The sequence below is a fragment of the Laceyella tengchongensis genome, assembly GCF_900182735.1.
GTDB classification, from domain to species: Bacteria; Bacillota; Bacilli; order Thermoactinomycetales; family Thermoactinomycetaceae; genus Laceyella; species Laceyella tengchongensis.
Genome location: NZ_FXTU01000001.1, coordinates 1 through 18,399, shown reverse-complemented (window position 1 = coordinate 18,399; position 18,399 = coordinate 1). Strand labels below are relative to the sequence as shown.

Annotated in this window: 20 protein-coding genes and 1 rRNA gene; 9 read left to right on the top strand and 12 right to left on the bottom strand. The window is 50.1% G+C overall.

Annotated features, from left to right (window positions below):
- Positions 1-352 precede the first annotated feature (352 nt).
- The 3 genes from dapD to QQZ12_RS00095 all read left to right on the top strand — a co-directional run bounded on the left by dapD (position 353) and on the right by QQZ12_RS00095 (position 3,482).
- Positions 353-1,063 (top strand): 2,3,4,5-tetrahydropyridine-2,6-dicarboxylate N-acetyltransferase, encoded by a 711-nt coding sequence (gene dapD / locus QQZ12_RS00105; protein ID WP_102991475.1) that lies wholly within the window; start codon positions 353-355, stop codon positions 1,061-1,063.
- A gap of 65 nt (positions 1,064-1,128) precedes the next feature.
- Positions 1,129-2,337: an aspartate aminotransferase family protein gene (locus tag QQZ12_RS00100; RefSeq protein WP_284723788.1), complete on the top strand. Its 1,209-nt coding sequence runs from the start codon at positions 1,129-1,131 to the stop codon at positions 2,335-2,337.
- An 11-nt stretch (positions 2,338-2,348) separates the two neighbouring features.
- Positions 2,349-3,482, top strand: a complete 1,134-nt coding sequence (locus tag QQZ12_RS00095) for an N-acetyldiaminopimelate deacetylase (RefSeq protein ID WP_284723787.1) — start codon at positions 2,349-2,351, stop codon at positions 3,480-3,482.
- Positions 3,483-3,758: 276 nt separating this feature from the next.
- Here the strand turns inward: QQZ12_RS00095 and sufB are convergent, their stop codons facing one another.
- The 5 genes from sufB to sufC all read right to left on the bottom strand — a co-directional run bounded on the left by sufB (position 3,759) and on the right by sufC (position 9,033).
- A complete protein-coding gene (sufB, locus tag QQZ12_RS00090; RefSeq protein WP_102991472.1) occupies positions 3,759-5,183 on the bottom strand; it encodes a Fe-S cluster assembly protein SufB in 1,425 nt (474 codons plus the stop codon).
- A 106-nt stretch (positions 5,184-5,289) separates the two neighbouring features.
- Positions 5,290-5,718, bottom strand: coding sequence for a Fe-S cluster assembly sulfur transfer protein SufU (gene sufU, locus QQZ12_RS00085; protein WP_022738544.1), 429 nt, complete (start codon positions 5,716-5,718; stop codon positions 5,290-5,292).
- Positions 5,705-6,925, bottom strand: coding sequence for a cysteine desulfurase (locus QQZ12_RS00080; RefSeq protein ID WP_102991471.1), 1,221 nt, complete (start codon positions 6,923-6,925; stop codon positions 5,705-5,707). Before QQZ12_RS00080 ends, sufU begins: the two co-directional genes overlap by 14 nt.
- Entirely contained in the window at positions 6,922-8,229 is a 1,308-nt protein-coding gene (gene sufD / locus QQZ12_RS00075) for a Fe-S cluster assembly protein SufD (protein ID WP_102991470.1), read from the bottom strand. Before sufD ends, QQZ12_RS00080 begins: the two co-directional genes overlap by 4 nt.
- A gap of 15 nt (positions 8,230-8,244) precedes the next feature.
- Positions 8,245-9,033: a Fe-S cluster assembly ATPase SufC gene (gene sufC, locus QQZ12_RS00070; RefSeq protein ID WP_029072113.1), complete on the bottom strand. Its 789-nt coding sequence runs from the start codon at positions 9,031-9,033 to the stop codon at positions 8,245-8,247.
- A gap of 354 nt (positions 9,034-9,387) precedes the next feature.
- On the opposite strand from sufC, the gene QQZ12_RS00065 reads away from it, so the two are divergent.
- On the top strand, positions 9,388-9,588 hold the full coding sequence (locus QQZ12_RS00065) for a hypothetical protein (RefSeq protein ID WP_146130652.1): 201 nt from the start codon (positions 9,388-9,390) through the stop codon (positions 9,586-9,588).
- Positions 9,589-9,682: 94 nt separating this feature from the next.
- Here QQZ12_RS00065 and QQZ12_RS00060 read toward each other — a convergent pair whose 3' ends face one another.
- Positions 9,683-10,492, bottom strand: coding sequence for a CPBP family intramembrane glutamic endopeptidase (locus tag QQZ12_RS00060; protein ID WP_102991468.1), 810 nt, complete (start codon positions 10,490-10,492; stop codon positions 9,683-9,685).
- 354 nt (positions 10,493-10,846) lie between these two features.
- Between QQZ12_RS00060 and QQZ12_RS00055 the strand changes: the two genes are divergently transcribed.
- Positions 10,847-11,398, top strand: a complete 552-nt coding sequence (locus tag QQZ12_RS00055) for a hypothetical protein (RefSeq protein WP_102991467.1) — start codon at positions 10,847-10,849, stop codon at positions 11,396-11,398.
- A gap of 144 nt (positions 11,399-11,542) precedes the next feature.
- Here the strand turns inward: QQZ12_RS00055 and QQZ12_RS00050 are convergent, their stop codons facing one another.
- From QQZ12_RS00050 to QQZ12_RS00040, 3 genes are all read right to left on the bottom strand, one after another.
- Positions 11,543-12,019 (bottom strand): CBS domain-containing protein, encoded by a 477-nt coding sequence (locus QQZ12_RS00050; RefSeq protein WP_022738535.1) that lies wholly within the window; start codon positions 12,017-12,019, stop codon positions 11,543-11,545.
- A gap of 400 nt (positions 12,020-12,419) precedes the next feature.
- On the bottom strand, positions 12,420-12,770 hold the full coding sequence (locus QQZ12_RS00045) for a carboxymuconolactone decarboxylase family protein (protein ID WP_102991466.1): 351 nt from the start codon (positions 12,768-12,770) through the stop codon (positions 12,420-12,422).
- Positions 12,771-12,913: 143 nt separating this feature from the next.
- Positions 12,914-13,903, bottom strand: a complete 990-nt coding sequence (locus tag QQZ12_RS00040) for an NAD(P)H-quinone oxidoreductase (protein ID WP_284723786.1) — start codon at positions 13,901-13,903, stop codon at positions 12,914-12,916.
- A gap of 112 nt (positions 13,904-14,015) precedes the next feature.
- Between QQZ12_RS00040 and QQZ12_RS00035 the strand changes: the two genes are divergently transcribed.
- Complete coding sequence (locus QQZ12_RS00035) at positions 14,016-14,297, top strand: hypothetical protein (RefSeq protein WP_022738529.1); 282 nt, start codon at positions 14,016-14,018, stop codon at positions 14,295-14,297.
- A 58-nt stretch (positions 14,298-14,355) separates the two neighbouring features.
- Here the strand turns inward: QQZ12_RS00035 and QQZ12_RS00030 are convergent, their stop codons facing one another.
- Positions 14,356-14,940 carry a DUF1802 family protein gene (locus QQZ12_RS00030; protein WP_102991464.1) on the bottom strand — a complete coding sequence of 195 codons (585 nt, stop codon included), beginning with the start codon at positions 14,938-14,940 and terminating at the stop codon, positions 14,356-14,358.
- 15 nt (positions 14,941-14,955) lie between these two features.
- A complete protein-coding gene (locus QQZ12_RS00025; protein ID WP_284723785.1) occupies positions 14,956-15,651 on the bottom strand; it encodes a tetratricopeptide repeat protein in 696 nt (231 codons plus the stop codon).
- A 219-nt stretch (positions 15,652-15,870) separates the two neighbouring features.
- Here QQZ12_RS00025 and QQZ12_RS00020 point away from each other — a divergent pair, with 219 nt between their 5' ends.
- The 3 genes from QQZ12_RS00020 to QQZ12_RS00010 all read left to right on the top strand — a co-directional run bounded on the left by QQZ12_RS00020 (position 15,871) and on the right by QQZ12_RS00010 (position 18,041).
- The gene (locus tag QQZ12_RS00020) at positions 15,871-16,716 is read left to right on the top strand and encodes an EamA family transporter (protein WP_284723784.1); all 846 of its coding nucleotides are present in this window, start codon (positions 15,871-15,873) and stop codon (positions 16,714-16,716) included.
- Between the two features lie 12 nt (positions 16,717-16,728).
- A complete protein-coding gene (locus QQZ12_RS00015; protein WP_284723783.1) occupies positions 16,729-17,154 on the top strand; it encodes a TlpA family protein disulfide reductase in 426 nt (141 codons plus the stop codon).
- Positions 17,155-17,447: 293 nt separating this feature from the next.
- Complete coding sequence (locus QQZ12_RS00010; protein ID WP_284723782.1) at positions 17,448-18,041, top strand: DUF6630 family protein; 594 nt, start codon at positions 17,448-17,450, stop codon at positions 18,039-18,041.
- A gap of 172 nt (positions 18,042-18,213) precedes the next feature.
- On the opposite strand, the gene QQZ12_RS00005 is transcribed toward QQZ12_RS00010, so the two are convergent.
- A 16S ribosomal RNA gene (locus QQZ12_RS00005) occupies positions 18,214-18,399 on the bottom strand; the annotation flags it as partial.

The following is an 18,399-nucleotide window of genomic DNA, read 5'->3' as shown; positions in this document are numbered from 1 at the left end:
GTCTGTACAACGGAACCTAGTCTCAACTTCAGCCTATAGCGGCAACGCGGGCTGATCGATAGGGCAACAAAAGCGTCGTCACAGCTCAATTCCTATTACGCATGCATGCTACTTTTCGCAGGTAGCATCTTGCGGAAAATTTTTCCCATCAGCAGGGCTCCCATCTGGAGCGCTGCTTTTGTCATGATTGCAAGCGATTACAACGCCCATGCGGCTAACACATAGATACTGTTTTCTCATTATCTGCGGCGCCGATTGCAACGGTGTTTATCTACAAGCCCTTCACTCTGCAAAAGCGGTTGTGATATACTTTCAGTGAACTTGTACCTTCCCACAGAAAGGATGCCTGTACATGAAAGAAATGAACGCTCACCAAATCATCGAGTTCATTCAAAAAAGCGAAAAGAAAACTCCGGTTAAGATACATATCAAAGGTCAATTGGATCACATTGATTTCGGGCCAAATGTCCAAACGTTCATCACTGGGCAAGTGGGCGTTGTCTTTGGAGACTGGAAAGACCTTGAACCGGTGTTGACCGCTAACAAAGAGCACATCGAAGACTATGTAGTAGAGCATGACCGTCGCAATTCGGCGATTCCGCTGTTGGACATGAAAAACATTCCGGCGCGGATTGAACCTGGCGCAATTATCCGCGACCAAGTGGAAATCGGACCGAACGCTGTCATTATGATGGGTGCTGTCATCAACATCGGCTCTGTGATCGGTGAAGGCACCATGATCGACATGAACGCGATTATCGGCGGCCGCGGCACCATCGGCAAAAACTGCCACATCGGTGCTGGTGCGGTCATTGCCGGCGTGATTGAACCGCCATCCGCTACCCCAGTTATCGTGGAAGATGATGTTGTGATCGGTGCCAACGCGGTTGTGCTGGAAGGCGTGCGCATCGGTAAAGGCTCTGTTGTAGCCGCTGGAGCGGTCGTCACCAAAGATGTACCGCCCAATGTGGTTGTTGCCGGCACGCCGGCTCGCATCATCAAAGAGATCGATGACAAAACCCGTTCCAAAACGGAGATCATCCAAGCCTTGCGCGATCTCTAAACCCTTCTCCACAGGCCCTTCGGGGCCTCCTTTTACTATCTGGCCTTCTTAGGGAGTGAACCACCATGCAAACATGGCAACAGCTGGACCAAGCTTACATCATGTCCACCGTTTCGCGTTACCCCATCGCCATCGGCAAAGCTGAAGGAAATTATCTCTACGACACGGAGGGGAAACGCTATCTAGATCTGTTCACGGGGCTGGCGGTCAACACCCTTGGCCATTCCCACCCCCGAATCTTGGAAGCGCTAGAAGAACAGGGGCGCCGCTTCCTCCACATCTCCAACCTTTTTTTAAATCCCCCGGCAATCCGACTCGCTGAGCGTTTGGTAAAGCATACGTTCGGCCAAGGCAAGGTCTATTTCTCCAATTCCGGGGCTGAAGCGACGGAAGCCGCCGTCAAACTGGTCCACAAATGGATTCAGCGCGAACAGCATGGGCGCCAAGGCATTGTCGTCTTGAATAACAGTTTCCACGGCCGCACATTGGGCGCATTGCGGCTCACCCGGCAACCTGGGGTCTACCAAGACTTCCCGCAACCAGACTTCCCCGTCTTTGAAGTAGAACCCAACCAGATTGATTCGTTGATGGAAGTTTGCCGCACGCATCGTCCAGCCGCTATTTTGGTGGAACCGATCCTAGGTGCGGGTGGGGTCGTGTCTCTGGAGCGCGCTTATTTGGAAACAATCGAGCGGTTGTGCAAAGAGGAGCAGATGTTGTTCTTGGTCGATGAGATCCAAACTGGAATCGGCCGCACCGGAAAACTATTTGCCTACCAGCACTTCGCCCTCTCTCCCGATATCATCCTCTTCGCCAAGGGAATTGGCGGTGGGTTGCCGCTGGGAGGCCTGATCGCTAGCGCGCATGTAGCGGACTTGTTCCAACCCGGAGACCACGGAACGACGTTTGCTCCCTCCCCGTTGAGCGCCGCTTTGGGCAATGCAGTGCTAGATGTCTTGTTGGAAGACGGCTTGCTGGAACAGGGGCGCCAGGTGGCCGATGCTCTTTGGGAAGAGCTTTATCGGTTGCAACAAGCACATCCCCGTGTTTTCAAAGGCGTGGATGGCCGCGGAATGATGCTAGGGATACGCACGCATCTATCCGCTGAGCAAGTGAAACGCTTGCAAAGCGAATTGCTGGAGGCGGGAATATTGGTTAATGTGACGGCCAAAACCGTTGTGCGCCTGTTACCCCCGCTTACCCTAACTCGCACGGAAGTCACATTTTTCATAGAAACATTGGAACGCTTAATCACGCAGATGGAACCTGCCTAGGAGGTAAACTGATGTCCCGGTCACAATTAGAAACGCTCATCCAGGTGCGCCGCGAATTGCATCAGATTCCCGAACCTGGCTTTCAAGAGTGGAAAACCCAACAATTTCTCTTAGATTACCTACGCACCCTACCGAACCGATTGCAGATCAAAACATGGAAAACGGGCATTTTGATCAAAATTCCCGGAACCCAACCGCAAAAATGCATCGCTTACCGGGCCGATATGGATGGATTGCCGATCACCGAGCAAACCACTTATCCGTTCCGCTCTCGGCATGAGGGCTATATGCATGCATGTGGACACGATATCCATATGACCATCGCCCTCGGCTTGATCAGCCACTTTGCGCATCAGCCGTTGCGCGATGATCTGCTCTTCCTGTTCCAGCCGGCAGAAGAGGGGCCGGGTGGTGCGCAACCGATGTTAAATAGCGAACCATTCAAGGAATGGAAACCCGACATGATCTTCGCTCTACACATCGCCCCAGAGTATCCGGTGGGCACCATCGCCACCAAACCGGGCATCTTGTTTGCCAACACCTCCGAATGCTTCATCGATCTCACCGGTACCAGCGGTCATGCAGCCCGTCCGCATCTTGCCAATGACATGGCGATTGCCGCCTCGCAGTTGGTGATGCAGTTGCAGACGATCGTCTCGCGCAATGTGGACCCGATCGACTCGGCCATCATCACCATCGGCAAAATGTCCGTCGGCACCAAACAAAACATCATCGCAGGACAAGCCCGCCTCGAAGGGACCATCCGCACACTGTCTATGGAAACGATGCACAGGGTGAAGGCACGCATCGAACAACTGGTGCAAGGCATCGAACAAGGATTTGCTTGCCAAGCTACCATCGACTGGGGCGCCAATTACTGCCAAGTAGATAATGATGAAGCCTTGACCCTTGCTTTCATGGATTGGGTCAAAACCGAGACGCCCTACACCCTGATCACCTGCCGGGAAGCGATGACAGGCGAAGACTTCGGCTATTTTCTGCGGGAGATTCCCGGCTTTATGTTCTGGCTTGGGGTGGACACTCCCTACGGGCTACACCATCCAAAAATCGAACCGCAAGAGGAGGCCATCAGCGTGGCCGTGGATGTGATGTCTCGTTACTTGACGAAGTTGGGCCAAGCATAGCCTTTAGATGAAAGGGAGCCTACCCACCTACTTGATTTGCTTGATACGCCCTACTCGAAATAACGTCCGTTTATCTTTCCCTTCGCGGCCGGATAAGCCGCAAATGCAAACAAGGCTCGTTGCCGCGCTCAGTAAGCGCGCAACGAGCCTTGTTGTCTCTCACCAGGTTCTTTTGGTCATGCCATGTCCATTTCTTTGATAAGCCCTTAATACTTTGGCGATTGCATAAACAAACACTCCCCGCCTAAACCCAGCGGGGAGTTGCACAATTTGCGATTAACCGATAGAGCCTTCCATCTCAAATTTGATCAGGCGGTTCATCTCCACAGCGTACTCCATGGGCAATTCTTTGGTAAACGGTTCGATGAAGCCCATGATAATCATCTGCGTCGCTTCGTTTTCTGACAACCCGCGGCTCATCAGGTAAAAGAGCTGCTCTTCACTCACTTTGGACACGGTCGCTTCGTGTTCAAGCGTAACATTGTCCGCTTTGATCTCGTTGTACGGAATCGTGTCCGATGTGGATTGGTCATCCAAGATCAGCGTATCGCACTTCACATTGGCTTTGGAGCCTTCCGCGTTTTTGCCAAATGCCGTCAAGCCGCGGTAAGTCACTTTACCGCCCTGTTTGCTGATCGACTTAGAAATGATCGTAGATGTGCAGTTTGGAGCCAAGGCGACCACTTTCGCACCCGCATCTTGGTGCTGCCCTTTTCCGGCTACAGCGATGGACAGAATGTCAGCTTTAGCACCTTCCCCTTTCATGATGACGGCGGGATATTTCATGGTCAATTTAGAACCGATGTTGCCATCAACCCATTCCATGTGGGCGCCTGCATGAGCTACCGCCCGCTTGGTTACCAGGTTGTAAATGTTGGGAGCCCAGTTTTGGATGGTAGTGTAACGGCAACGCGCGTTATCTTTCACCACGATCTCCACTACTGCGCTGTGCAGGGAGTCCGTGCTGTAGATCGGCGCCGTACAACCTTCCACATAATGCACAAACGCGCCCTCATCCACGATGATCAGTGTCCGCTCAAACTGCCCCATGTTCTCCGAGTTGATACGGAAGTAAGCTTGCAGCGGCACTTCGCAACGCACCCCTTTGGGGACGTAAATAAAGCTTCCACCGCTCCACACCGCACTGTTCAATGCGGCAAACTTGTTGTCCGTAATCGGAACAACCGTACCGAAGTATTCTTTCAACAGCTCTGGGTACTCGCGCAAAGCGGTATCCGTGTCGCAGAAGATAACCCCTTGCTCTTCCAACTCTTTTTGCATGTTGTGGTATACAACCTCAGACTCGTATTGCGCCGACACCCCGGCCAAAAACTTCTGTTCCGCCTCGGGAATGCCCAGCTTGTCGAAGGTTTGCTTGATCTCATCCGGCACTTCGTCCCAAGAACGGCCTTGCCGCTCAGATGGTTTGACGTAGTAGGTGATGTCGTCGAAATCCAGTTCATCGAGGTTTCCCGGCAACAGGGAGAACCATTTGCTGTTGGTTGATTCCGGCATGGGCATTTTGTAGAATTGCTCCAATGCCTTCAAACGGAATTCCAGCATCCATTCGGGTTCGCCTTTCATGCGGGAGATCTCCTCCACTACTTGGCGGCTCAGCCCTTTCTTGGACCGGAAAACCGAGACGTCCTTATCACGAAAACCGTACCTGTATTCCGATATCTCGGGAATGTTTTGTGCCACGGCCTTCTCCTCCTCTTCGTTTATCCATATGCCATCAGGAGCCGGGGCCCTTTGGCGCTGATCCAGTCGTCCTGCGCAAAAGGGCGATCCCGTTCCTTCCATCAGGTCAATGCTTTTCTTTCAAACCTTTCTCCAATGCCTTCCAGGCCAAAGTCGCACATTTGATCCGCGCGGGGAATTTGGCCACTCCTGTCAATGCCTCAATATCCTCAAGCGGAAACTGTTCCATGTCGACTTCTTCCCCTTGCATGAGGCGTGAAAAAAGGTCAACCAGCTCCAAACCTTTCTCCGGTGACAATCCGATCACCGCTTCCGTCATCATCGAAGCGGAAGCCAGGCTAATGGAGCATCCTTCTCCCAAAAACTTCGCATCTTGGATCACACCGTCTTCCACGCGCATTTGCAACGAGATGCTGTCACCGCAAGTGGGGTTGTTCAGATCAACAGTAACCGCCCCATCTTCGATCCGTCCCCGGTTGCGCGGGCGTTGGTAATGATCCATTATCACCCGGCGATACAGATCATCTAATGACATGTCCGAAGTACTCCTTTGTTTTTTGTAAACCTTTCACCAACAGGTCAATATCGGCTTCATCGTTGTATAGATAAAAACTCGCCCGGGCGGTGGCCGTCACTTGCAATTGACGCATGAGCGGCTGACAACAATGATGCCCAGCCCGCACAGCGATGCCCTCCGCATCGAGCACCGTCGCTACATCATGGGGATGAACGTCGCCCAAATTGAAGGTGACCACGCCCAACCGTCCTTCACGCGGACCAAAGATGGTCAACCCTTCAATCTGGCTTAAGCGTTCTACTGCATAGCTGGCCAACTTCCGGTCGTGCTCTTCGATCTTATCAAGTCCAATCGCTTCCAAATAGTCGATGGCTGCGCCCAAACCGATGGCGCCAGCGATGATCGGGGTTCCCCCTTCAAACTTCCAAGGCAACTCTTTCCACGTGGCATCATACAGATCCACATAATCGATCATCTCGCCACCAAATTCGATCGGTTCCATCTGCTCCAGCAACTCTTCCTTGCCGTACAGCACCCCGATTCCAGTCGGACCACACATCTTATGACCAGAGAAAGCGAAGAAGTCCACATCCAACTCCCGCACATCCACTTTCAAATGGGGAGCGCTTTGCGCACCATCGATCACGATGACGCCGCCTTGGGCATGAACGAGCTGGGCAATTTCTTTGATCGGATGTACCGTTCCCAGCACATTGGACACATGTTGCATCGCGACGATCTTGGTTTGGGGCGTGATCATCTCTTTCACTTTCCCCATCTCCAGTGTACCATCCGCTGCAAGCGGAAAATACTTCAACGTCGCGCCAGTCGCCTTGGCCACTTGTTGCCAGGGAATCAGGTTGCTGTGGTGCTCAGCCGGGGTCAAGATGATTTCATCCCCAGCTTGCAGGCGTGGTTTGGCGTAGCTTGCGGCTACCATGTTGAGCGCCGTGGTGGTGCCACGCGTGAAGACGATTTCCTTAATGGAGCGAGCGTTCACAAAGCGGCGCACTTTTTCGCGCGCCCCTTCATACGCGTCAGTCGCTTTGGACCCAAGGGTGTGAACACCCCGATGCACATTGGAATTGTATCCGCGATAATACTCTTCCAACGCTTGAATCACTTGCAAGGGCTTTTGCGAGGTAGCGGCACTGTCCAAGTAAACGAGCGGGTGCCCATTCACCTCTTGCTGCAAAATCGGGAAATCCCGTTTCAGGCCGTTCATGATTGGAGCTTCCTTTCAATCAGGCGATGGATGCTGGCTTGCAGGCTTTCAGAAGGAATCTGGGAAACCACCGCATCCAGAAACCCGCGGATGATCAACTTTTCAGCTTCGCGGCGGCTGATTCCGCGGGACATCAAATAATAAAGTTGGGTCGGATCGATCCGCCCCACACTCGCAGCGTGCCCTGCAGTCACATCATTCTCATCGATCAAGAGAATCGGGTTAGCGTCCCCCCGTGCATCTGGGCTCAACATCAGCACCTTGCCCGACTGTTGGCCGTCAGACTTACTCGCACCTTTTTCAATCTTGGTGATACTGTTCAAAATGCTGGTAGCCGAATCTTTCATCACCGAACGCGCATTGATGTCGCTGGCCGTGTGACGACCCCAATGATGAATGGACGAAGTAACGTTGGCTCTCATCTCATCCGTGCCTAACACGACGGTTTTCACATTTACCATACCGCCTTCGCCCTTTAAGTGCGTGGTGTTATCAGAAATCACGCGACCTTCACTCAAGTCGGCTACAATCCACTCCAGTTGGCCGTCACGGCTAACAAGGGAACGACGGTAAATGACATCGACGGTCTCTTTGCCAAGGCTACTCACTGTCGCCACGCGCACACGTGCCCCGTCGCTGACAAACACTTCGATTGCACTATTGTTAAACGCCGCTTCGTCACCGGGACGAGCGATGAAATTGGCTACAAAGTCGATGCGGCTGTTGGCTTCCGCCACAATGATGATATGAGGCATCATCGCCGCTTTCTCACCAGCGAGCCAGAACAATCCTTGGATCGGCACCTTCACTTCCACATTGCGCGGCACATAGAGGAACACGCCACCGCTGTTTAAAGCCGCGTGAAGCGCCGACAGGCGATGTTCATCCCGCTTGATGCCGTCAGTCATGAAAAACTTCTTCACTAGCGCTTCGTTTTCCCGCGCCGCACTAGCCAAATCAGTGAACAACACGCCTTGTTCAGCCAAGTCATCGCCTAAGCGGCGGAAAATGACACTTCCGTTTTTCTGAACCATGACATGGGCTTGCTCTTTGTCAAAGATGAACTCCTGCACATCTTCGGGCAACTCAGTAAGCGAACCAATCGCCGCTTCTTCAGTGAATGGCGTAAAGTCGGTGAAATTCCAACGGTCGATATTGGTGCGCTCCAGTTTGGGTAAAGGCAAATTAGGGACATCTTTAAATGCTTCTAGACGGGCATTGAGCATCCAAGCCGGTTCTTGCGTTTTGGCGGCAATTCCCTTCACAACGCTTTCATCAAAAAGCACGCAGGTTTCTACACTCATCTTATGCACCACCCCTTACGCCTTTTGACCGACGGTCTCGTCTTCAATGCCCAGTTCTTCTTTAACCCAATCGTAGCCTTCTGCTTCCAAACGCTCCGCCAATTCCGGTCCACCCGATTTCACGATGCGCCCTTGCATGAATACATGCACATAATCTGGCTTGATGTAGTTCAGCAAACGTTGATAGTGGGTGATCATCAACACGCCCAACTCATCGCTCAACATCGAGTTTACCCCTTTGGCTACCACTTTGAGCGCGTCGATATCCAAACCGGAGTCGATTTCGTCCATAATGGCGATGCGGGGTTGCAGCATCATCATTTGCAGAATTTCATTTCTTTTCTTTTCCCCACCGGAAAAACCTTCGTTCAGGTACCGGGTCGCGAACTTCTCATCCATTTCGAGTAGTTCCATCTTCTTATCCAGCTCGCGGATGAATTTCATCAGGGAAATCTCATTGCCTTCGCCGCGTTTAGCGTTGATCGAGCTACGCAAAAAATCGGAGTTGGTCACCCCGCTCACTTCTGCCGGGTACTGCATCGCCAAAAACAGGCCTGCACGGGCGCGCTCATCCACTTCCATCTCCAGCAGGTTTTCTCCGTCCAAGGTCACTTCCCCTTGAGTCACTTCATAACGCGGATGGCCCATCAACGCAGATGCCAGCGTACTTTTACCGGTTCCGTTCGGACCCATGATGGCATGCACTTCGCCACCTTTGACCTCGAGGTTCACCCCTTTCAAAATCTCTTTCCCATCAACGGAAGCGTGCAAGTTCTTTATCGTCAGTTTTGGTGCTTTCGACATCTTCATTCCTCCATCGTTCATTCGTTATATATCTCCTGCTGATTGGTGCGGGATTATTTTCTGGAGATATGATTTGCGAACCCATGGATGGTAAAATAAAGTGGAATAAAAACCATGGGTGTGTTATACCAGAACCACCTTCTACCACCCGCTTACTAAATTAGAGTGATTATCATGTGATTCTCATTTTATTTTACTTCACACATATCCCTATAGCAAGCGAAGTTTCGCACGTTCCGTGGAAATCCTTGATATTAGGATATCTTCCCCTCTCGCGGTTCACTCTCCAGCCGAGGAATTTGTTATTTTCGCAATCGTCCGCATCCGTTCATCCATCAAGAAAGGAGTTTTTTCATGAAACCAATCCGTTGCCTCGCATGCTATGAAAAACGGCCGGGCGGCCGATGCGATTTCTGCCCGTTGCACAAGAAAAACAAGTCGTCGTATCGCCATATCGGGGAAGGTTGGTACGTCCCTCTCCCGCAAACAAACCCCTTCGAAATACCAGCCCCCCACACCGCCAAACCCACCTCCAACAAAAAGGAAAAGCCATGAACGTGGGTATAGCTATGGAATCGCGGTGAGGCTTTTTTCGCAGTCCTTACGTATCGACACTAACACATTTGTCAAAAAAAAGAAAACCGCAGCTTTATGATAGCACCGCGGTTTGTGTATTTCGTTCTCTCCAGATGAACCATGATGTAGCCGCTAGCAAAACGACCGTACATGCGACACTCCCTTCCGGGCCAAATGCACCACCCGACAAAAATGTCCCGCCTTGCGACCTGGTTTGCAAAAACGACTGCATTTCCAACCCAGACACCTTAAATCCGTATACAGGACCTTGGAAAAAATTCCACGTGAAGTGAAAGCCGATGGGCGCCCACAATCCGCCCGACACATCCCGATAGACGCTGAGTAGCACTCCCACCAAAATGAGGTTTAGGATAGGAAATCCGTGGCTCCAAACCCCAGGGTTGAACCCGTGAAGCAGAGCGAAGACAAGCGCCGAAACACTCCATGCCACCCACTTGTTAAACCGATGACGAAGCAAGCCTTGTACATACCCGCGGGACATCAATTCTTCCGACAATCCCACCAACAGGAACAAAATTAACGTTTGCCATGCACTCTGCAATACCGTAGGCGTAAATCGCGCTTCCATGATCTGGGCTCCCCCGAACACAAAGATCATCAGCACTACCATGCTGATCAGCGCAATACCGAGCCCGGCCCCTTCGGCAAATCGCACCCATCCACATCGTTGCCCCAAGCCGAGCTTCCAACCCCGGCGCCTCTCAAATAGCCCATACATGGAGAAAACCGCTAGGATGAGAGCGACATCCTGCCAGGCGAGGCTGAGGTTCGCATTGCCGGTGTTCAGCATAAACGGCATAGAAAAAACAGTTGCCAAACCAATCAGCAACAACAGCTTCCCTATAAATTCCAATATTTTCACTATAACCGATTCCCTCGCTCTCCTAATTTTAGGGAAAACAGGAATTTTCCCGTTGCATACGGAAATACTATGATGAGACGTTCACAAACCACATTTTAGGCCGCATACATTTTACATTATATTACGAAAATAGACAAACCTTACTGAAAAAATATCTAAGAATTGTTCAAATATCAGGCGAAATTCAGCTGATATTCACTTGCTTAAAACACATTTTTAAGGCAGAATATTCTATAGAAGGCGCGATTTGAACGCCTTTCATCTTTTTTATCATTTTATTCTGTCTTCATTCGTTTTTTTATTTTTTACCACTTGTTCGTCTGATGCAGAAGTGCACTTGTAGGAGGAATAGTTATGGAAAAAAACAATATGCTATTGTCGAGAGGCCATCTTTCCATTTTGAAATCTATTGCTTCACCGGTTGATTTTTTAAGCAAAAAAACCTCTTCAGCAGCGTTGAGTGCCGACCCCTACAAGAAGTCTGAACGATCCTTTTTTTATGAAAACAAGGCGCGTGAAAATAAACCTTCTTTTCGCGTCCCGCTCGATTCGAAGGATCAAGACAGATACCGCAACAGCTTCCTAAAAAAACGCATGCTCCACATTTGGAAAAAACAGCGCCCCTTGGTACACGCCGCAGCGAAACTACCGGAAACGCTTGAAATCACCATTCTGAAAAGTGCTTACCGCGAGTTGGAACCCATCTTGATGTCTTGTTATAAAGAGGACTTTTCTTTTCCATTCATCCCCTTCTCCTTCTTTGGGTGGCTACAATACGTCAAATTGACTGCGCAAATCACTGAACGGCAACAAGAAGCTGCTCTTTGGCAAGAATTGAGCCAGTTTTTCCAGCAGTGCCATCAGCATCAACTGTTGAATGACCTGTTTGTGGAAGTGAAAAACTGAACAAACGCATGGTACTTATTATTTTTTATGTTTATTCTTTTTATTTTCTTTATGTAGAAAAACATGCCGCAGATCAGAGAAAACCGCCCAATCAAATTGGAGCGGTTTTCCTTTCCCCCATCTTAACTCCGGGTCTTTTAAACGTTAAATTTGATCTGCCACTGTATTCATATATTCTTCTTTGAAATATTCAATCACTTGTTCCATCATGACCTTTCTGGTCAAAATCCCCACAAACATCCCTTTTATATCAATGATGGGAATATATGATCGATTGATCAACACCTCAAAGGCGAATGAAAAAATCGAGTTGGCCAGAATGCCAGAATGGTTTTTGTTCATCGCTTCCTGCACTTTATACTTGCTAAGTTGGCTGAAGTCAATTTCATTTCCTTGGCTGATTTTAAACATGAAATCAAGTATTTCTGTTTTGCTGATCAGACCCTCTACTTGACCCACCTTATTGATCACAGGAACCGAATTCGTCCCCTTGCGTGTCAATACTAGAAGCGCCCTTTCCAGTGACCAATCCGGATCAACGACTACCACTTGCTCTTTCGGAATGATGAAAGGGGTAATCTTGCGTTCAAACAAATAGCCGGCTTGATCTCGTTTTAGCATGTGCTCAAACTCCCTTACTCTCGGTAATCAAACGCAAACTACCATAGAGTAGCTCAACACGGAACGCCCCGGGCTTCTCCTTGCTAATTCATTCTCCCGGAAGCCCTTATTCCCCAATATGGCTAAACTTAAACCGATTTGGAGCCATTTTTGTGTATGCGCAATTCCTTTCCCATCGTACTCTGGACTTTCCCCCTTGTCAACAAGCATTTCTCTATTTTAAAAAAGTTAATAATCCTACCATAACATCAACCGACTTTCTCGAATTGTTGTTGTTTTTTTAAATTTTATAAACCTCCCCTGTTAATTGTAAAAGCGCAACAAAACTTTTCTTGTTAACATATTTTTATATGAATAAAAATGATCAATCCGGTTCCATACCGAAACCGGATCAATCCACTCATTTTCCTTTCAATTCATCAAGCGCCTCAAGCAGAACCGTTACCGCTTGGGACATCGCCATGCCGCCCCCAAACGCGGCACTCACTCCAGCCGCTTCCAACACTTCTTGTTCGCTCGCCCCATTGTCCACCGCACCTTTGGTGTGATAAACGATGCAGTATTCGTCATTGGAGAACACGCCCAGCGCCAACGCGATGAGATGCTTCTCCTTCAGGGACAAGGCACCTTCACTGAAGCAAGCCCCAGTAAACTGATTATAAGCGTGCGCCACTTCAGGAAGATGCTTCGCCAACCGGCCAAGTCCTTCCTTGTATTCATGTAGCGCTTGTTCAATTCCTCGCTCCACCATGCTTGCCACCTCCTGATCCAAGATGACCCTGATGAAACCGTAGGGTGTCTACCCTAGTTTCTCTCTTTCCGGAAAAAAAATGCAAACAGGAGACCACAAGGATCAGGGGCACCTGTTTGCACGGAGCAAGCGAAGGAACCAAATCAATCTTCTATTCGCAACACAATCTTGCCTTTGTTCTTATTCAGTTCCATATAGCGGTGGGCTTCTTGCACTTCTGACAACGGATAGATAGTATCAATGACTGGCTTTAATTCTCCGCTGACCAACCGGGGGAGCGCGAACGAAGCGAAATCACGGTTTAGTGCTTCTTTGTACGCCAATGAACGGGAGCGCAGAGTCGTGCCGGTAATTGTCAAGCGCTTGCCCAATATAGCGCCAATCGAAGCTTGGTCCAGCTTGGTACCACCCAACGCACTGATGAAGACCAAACGGCCATCCATCTTCAGCACACTCAGGTTTTGTTGCCAATAAGGGGCACCCACAAAATCCAATACCACGTCAACGCCCTGTCCATCGGTAGCTTCTAGCACTTTGTCGGAAAAATCCCCTTCGCGGTAATTGAAAGCGTGTTTGGCTCCCAAGCGCAGGCAGAAATCCCGCTTTTCCTCCGAACCGACGGTGACCAACGCCTCGGCCCCAACCGCCCGCGCCAACTGGATCGCTGCTGTACCCACCCCGCTGGCGCCAGCGTGAATCAACACCTTTTCCCCTTTTTGCAGACGCCCGATCCAAAATAAGCACTGATATGCGGTCAAAAACACTTCGGGAATGGCGGCCGCTTCTTCAAAAGATAACGACTCCGGAATTGGGAGCGCCAACACACCGGGCAACACGGCATATTCCGCATACCCCCCGCCCGACAGCAGTCCAAACACTCGGTCTCCTACCGACCATCTGTCCTGGCATGCCTCCCCCACTTCCTCCACAATCCCGGCCAACTCCAACCCCAAGATGGAACTCGCCCCAGGAGGCGGCGGATATGCGCCTTCCCGTTGGGCGATATCGGCGCGGTTCACGGCGGTCGCTTTCACACGAACGAGTAATTCATCTTCTTTGCATGTGGGTTTGGCAATTTCTTTAATCTCTAATTGCTCCGCCCCGCCCTTTTCTTTGATCACGACTGCTTTCATGGATTGAACCCCTCCTAATTGGCAAGTTAACCGAAATCAAGTGCAGAAATTCAATTTAATCTGTTATAATACCTTTTAGTACCATTATAAAGAAAGAAGAAAGGGAGTTAGAATGGATCAACAAAAAAAACACCTCATCGGCATTATACTTAAAATGGTCAAAGATATTTATCATAAGACAAGTCAGTTGGAAACCTTATTTCAATCAAACAGCATACATATCTTAGCTCGTGATTTTGACCCATTCAACGAGCTTTTGGAAACCTTGAATCTGCCAGAGGACAAAAACACCCTTTTCCTCGAGCTGGTTCAGTTGTATTTGGAAAACCAAATGACTTTGGAAGAACTGTTGCTTGAATTTGAAAATCAAGTAAACTCCTTACAAAACGCCTAAAAAACGGACTCCGCCAATCTGGAGTCCGTTTTCATGTAGTTGCCAACAAAAGAAAAGCTTAAGCCAATGCGGCTTTAATCACTTTCACTTCGCTTTCAAACGCCTCATCCGACAAAACGGGAACTCCTTTCAATCCGCGCAGCTCTTCCGGCAATTGATGCCACGATTTGCATCCAAAATACGCATCGCGAACTGGAATGGCAAAGGGCTGTTCCAGTTTGTACACTCGCAACAGCAACACGTGCAGCGGGTGTTTCTTCTTCCACTTCAACCGCTCCGTCGCAAACCGGTCATTCCAGATATGATAGGGGGACAAGCGCAGTAACACTTCTTCTTCGCGCACTTCGATATCCTCATGCAATACGGCGAAATATTTGATGGTCACCATTTGTTGCCCATCCGTCCACTCCTTGCGGGTTTCTGCGATTCCTCCCTGATATTGGGGCTTCAACAGCTCTTCTTTCTGATGTTCATATGCCGGAAACAAATAAAACCGATCACTTTGGACGGTAAAATGGCGTGTCTCCTCGGCAATGCCCCCTTTGCGCATGACCAGTATTTGCTTACCGGAACCCAACGCTTCAACAGCTACCGTCCAATCTTTCAAACCCACCGTGGTCTCTGCAATGATCCCCGCCGCCATGTTGCTCCCCCTTTCTCATTCTCCATCGCGATATCGTACCGCTTCAATCAAGCGGTTCATAGCCGCCTCTCCATTTCCTTCCCGATACAACCGCTCTGCTTGCTCCACGCCGGCTTCGTCGACGGAAGTAGCGTACGGAATCATGCTGTTCGCTTTTTCATATGCGCGGTCCCACTCGCCCTCCATCGCATAGAACAAGGCCCACTGATGCAATGCATAACACAAGCCGGGGCCCACCAATGCCTTCGCATCACTGGGCTCCATCTCCCGAAATGCTTGCTCCTCACGCGCGCAGAGCGCAGCGATACTCGACAGCGCTTCGTCTTTTCTGCCCGCTTGATATTGGTAATAAGTCAAATACACTTCCAGATGAACTCTGCTCATCATATATCCCATCGATTCGGGATACTCGGCCAACGCCGTGGCCATATGTTCAGCCGCCTGCGAGTAGCGTTCGTTTTCAGCATCGATTTCAGCCATCTCCACCAAACTCCGCACATAAGCGAAGTGATGGTTGGCATTCTCCTTCGGCCCTTCCTGCGCAATCGATTCAAACAAGCGGTAAGCTACATTCACCGCCCCGACCCGCAGACAGGTGACCCCGATTAACAGGCGGTTGTTCGGATGTTCCGCATCCCTAAACGTTTCTTTCGGTAGCCGCTGACCGACCAAATCGTATGCTTCTTGCAACAACTCATCTATGGTTTGCACGTTCTTTCCCCCACTCTTTTTTATCTTTAAGCATGCCTGTCCACCCTAGGGGTTGTCAACTCCCGCCCGGTGGGCAAATATTTGCCGCCCCCAAATATAAGAATAAGAAGGAGTCTCCTACTGGTAGACGTGATAAATGAGTCACGTTATCATGGAATCGTTGTCGCAAGCAACGGCATTATCATTGACACGAACCGACACAGAAAGGAATATCGCTCCATGTGGTTCATACTTGCACTGTTCAGCTCGCTCACCTTCGGCTTGGCGGGTTTCATGATGAAAATCAGTTCCCACCATAAAGGATCCAACAATTATCTGCTGCTTGGCTTATATGTCAGCGGGGCTATGGGTTTTTTGTGGTGGATGTTGCACACGGGGGCGACGTTGTTCACTTGGCCCGTGGTGTTATTCGGATTAGTGATCGGCATCGGTTCCGCCGCAGGCAATCTGTTGTTCATGAAGGCGCTAGAAGTGGGACCCGCTAGTTTGACCGCTCCTTTGACGAACAGCAACATCTTGCTCACTGTCATCATGTCGATCTTGTTGTATCAGGAAACCATCTCTTGGACTGAGATGATCGGCGTGATTCTGCTGGTGGCCGCGATTTCCCTGTTGCCGATTGACCCCAACGAAAACTTACGCATCCGCAATATCTCATGGTATGGATTGGTGTTAACAGCAACGCTCCTCTTTTTCTTGCGCAATGGCGGTCTCAAAATCACGGAAGAGCTTCACCTGCCAGGCGCCACCATCTTATTCGTCAGCTATGTGGTGGGAATCGCTTGGTTTGGCATCAGCATCCTGCGCGACCGCCCCGAGCCACCACGAACCCGGGCAATCGGCTGGTGGTGGGGTCTTGGCGCAGGCGTGTTCTCGTTCGCTGGATTGCAAATCTATTCCATCGCTTTGTCAAAAGGGCCGGCAAGTATCATCGCTCCCATTTTCGCCACCAACAGTTTGGTTGTCGCACTGCTGTCGATCTTGATATACCGCGAGCGCTTATCATGGATGCAACGCCTTTGCTTACTCTTGTTGTTTGCTGGGTTGATCTTGATTCGGATGTGAGGGGGAGTTTCTATGGACAAGCCACAGGCTCCTTCGTTCGCCCTGCTTGATCTAGAAGGGAGAACCCATCGCTTGGAGCATTACGCTGGCCAATTGATCTGGCTCGAATTTTGGGTGACATGGTGTTCGGCATGTCTTGACGCTCTACCTAGGAAAGAAGTATTGTATCGCACCATGCAACACCCGAAAGTTACATTTTTGACCATTGATGTCACTGGCAGAGAAGCGAGTCCTGATCGCATCGTTGCATTTATGAAGCAATCATCTTTCACATTTCCTGTGCTACGGGATGAGGGAACCAAAGTAACCGATGCTTATGGGGTTACCTCTGTCCCTACTACCGTTTTAATCGATCAACAAGGCCGCATTCACGGCAGATATGATGAGACCGTTCCACTGCCACAAATCATCAGCGAAATAGGCAAGCTACTCTCCTGATTATTTGCGCAAAGTGCAGGGAGCATGCTATTCTCCGCCGATCTCTGTCCTCTTATGGCCTGATGCACCAATTGCCCCCCGGTCACCACAGGCCCCCTCCGGCCTGAGTGACCGGTTGCTCACTATTATCAGAACATTGCGTAAGATAACCCCTTTGGTCAAACTAGCAATAGAAGAGGCCTCCAATGGCTTTAATCGATTGTTCACAAAAAGGAGTTGCCCTTTCATCTTCCTCCCCTTATAATGGAAACATAAGAACACTTGTTCGATATTTTATGGTAGGGGGTCTGTTGATGAAATACCAATCTGAATCGTTACTCACTCTCTGCCAACAACTGTTGCCTGAAGATCCCACATTGGTCACGGAAGTGGAATGGAGCGTCACCTCCCCCATTTCCTACTTATACCATCACCCGATGCAGGCCTTGTGGGGCAAACGACTTACATTGCACAAGCCATTAAGCAATCTGCCATGGTTTGCATTGTTGTATGGGCTGAAACAACGCAAGCTTACTTTTCGTCTGCATCAACCCCAAGCACAAAAACGAATGGCTTGGGTCATTAGAGGGGGGCGGTTTGATGGGAGTCATGCAACTCGCCACAGGCAACCGGGATCAGAGACAGATTTATTCATCCAATTAGCCAGCCAATATCTGAAATCATTCGATTATGTACTATGTGAATTCTCCCCTTCGCCCGCAGGAGTCACCATGGGCATCCTCCCAACTGCGGGGATGGAAGATTGTGTCGCCTTGGCTCAAGCCTCAGGCTACGGCACCATCATTCCCTATACCCCCGGAGAGTCTTCCCTGAACTGGGCGATCCCCGACACGCTACCATCCGCCCTACCCTTATACGAACATCTCACCAGCCTGTGGAAAGCATAAACTACAGGTTGGCATTTTTTATCCACTTTCCATCACAATGGTGAATGCTCATAATCAACATAAAAAAGCTCCAGCCTAAAGCTGGAGCTTAATCGTATTCCCTGAAAACTAAAGAGTGAGTGTCACGTGACCCAAGAAAATGATCGATAATGCTCTAGAAAGAGCTCCTTAGAAAGGAGGTGATCCATCCCCACCTTCCGGTAGGGATACCTTGTTACGACTTCACCCCAATCATCTGCCCCACCTTCGGCGGCTGGTTCCATAAAGGTTACCTCACCGACTTCGGGTGTTGCAAACTCTCGTGGTGTGACGGGCGGTGTGTACAAGGCCCGGGAACGTATTCACCGCGGCATGCTGA